The organism is Rhodococcus sp. IEGM1339, from assembly GCF_050321925.1.
GTDB lineage: Bacteria > Actinomycetota > Actinomycetes > Mycobacteriales > Mycobacteriaceae > Rhodococcus > Rhodococcus pyridinivorans.
In genome coordinates this window covers 1-1,512 of the sequence record NZ_JBNQFT010000056.1, presented here as the reverse complement: position 1 = coordinate 1,512, position 1,512 = coordinate 1, and the positions used below count along the sequence as shown (strand labels likewise).

The 1,512-nt window shown below is 63.4% G+C and carries 1 pseudogene; it reads right to left on the bottom strand.

The features are described 5' to 3' along the window. Positions 1-100 precede the first annotated feature (100 nt). Positions 101-1,111, bottom strand: a pseudogene (locus ACQR3U_RS23305) (IS256 family transposase); the annotation flags it as partial. Between the last annotated feature and the right edge of the window lie 401 nt (positions 1,112-1,512).

Sequence of the window (1,512 nt, the reverse complement as noted above, 5' to 3'; positions counted from 1 at the left end):
GATCGAGCCGACACCGCCAGCATGCGCCCCGCATCACCGTCGGCCCCGGATCTCACGCCGCACTCATGATCGTGTCGTGGGAGGGCCGGTTAACCGATCTCGGGTTGTTGGACCAGATCTTCTGCCAGTGTGCTTTCGGGAACGCGGTGAACGCGAGCACGTCGTGTTTGGCGGCTTCCATCAACGCCGCGACCTTCGGAAACGACCCGGAGAAGGTGTCGGTGACCTGGTCCCACTGCGCGGCCACCTCGACCGGGTCGGTGTGCGCGAAGATCGTCTTGACCGCCGCCATCACCGGCGGCACATGCTTCGAGGTCACCGCGGCTCGGATGTTGCGCATGAAATGCACCCGGCACCGCTGCCACGACGAGCCCGCGAACTGCTGCATCACCGCAGCTTTGAGCCCACTGTGGGCGTCGGAGATCACCAGATGCACCCCCGACAGACCACGGGCTTTGAGGCTGGTGAGGAACTCACGCCAGAATTCGAAGGATTCACTGTCGCCGACCGCGGTGCCCAGAACCTCGCGGCTACCGTCGATCGATACCCCGGTCGCGACCACCAGCGCCTGCGAGACCACGTGCGCACCGACCCGGACCTTGCAGAACGTCGCGTCGAGGAAGACGTACGGAAAGCTCGTGTGCGTCAGCGTCCGTTCGCGGAACCGGGCGATCTCGGTATCGAGGCCGGCGCAGATCCGCGAGACCTCCGACTTCGAGATCCCGGATTCGACCCCCAACGCACCGACCAGGTCATCGACGCTGCGGGTGGAGACGCCGTGCACATACGCTTCCATCACCACCGCATACAGCGCCTTGTCGATCCGCCGACGCCGTTCGAGCAAGGATGGGAAGAACGACCCGGACCGCAGCTTGGGAATCTTGACGTCCACATCACCGCTGGTGGTCGACACCGTCTTGGTGCGATGCCCGTTGCGATGGGTGGTGCGCTGCTCGGTGCGTTCGTAGCGGCCGGCGCCGAGTTTGTCGGTGGCTTCGGCTTCGATCAGAGCTTGCAGTCCGGTGCGGATCAGTTCGGCGAACACGCTGGTGCTGTCGGCGCCCTCGAGTGCGTCGAGTTGGGCGAGCAGTGCAGAATGGTCGTGGGTCATCGCGTAGCTGCTTTCTGTGAGTCACTGTGAGAGGTAACTCGTTGATCACTACGCGATGGCCCACCCTCACCGAGGGAGCGACACGCCGCGGACCTGGCCGGATGTCCTCAGCCGATTCCCACCACTCCCCGGGACTTACCCGCCGAAGATTCCCGTTCGCAAATGAACGCATCTTGGTACCTTCGCTGGCATCTTGGACCGACAGAGGTTCGATAGTCCAAACCCACCCCTTGCTGAAACCGTTCTTGCTCGTACGGACCCCAGCCCTTCTCCGCGCTTTCTTCACCGCGTTGTCAGTTAACCCCAATACCGTTCAGTTAGGGGGGTTTGCGTTACGATGAGGTGTGCCTCGGAGTGGATGGGTGAAGCCGGTCTCGGATCGGCGGTTGTCGGATGTGGTG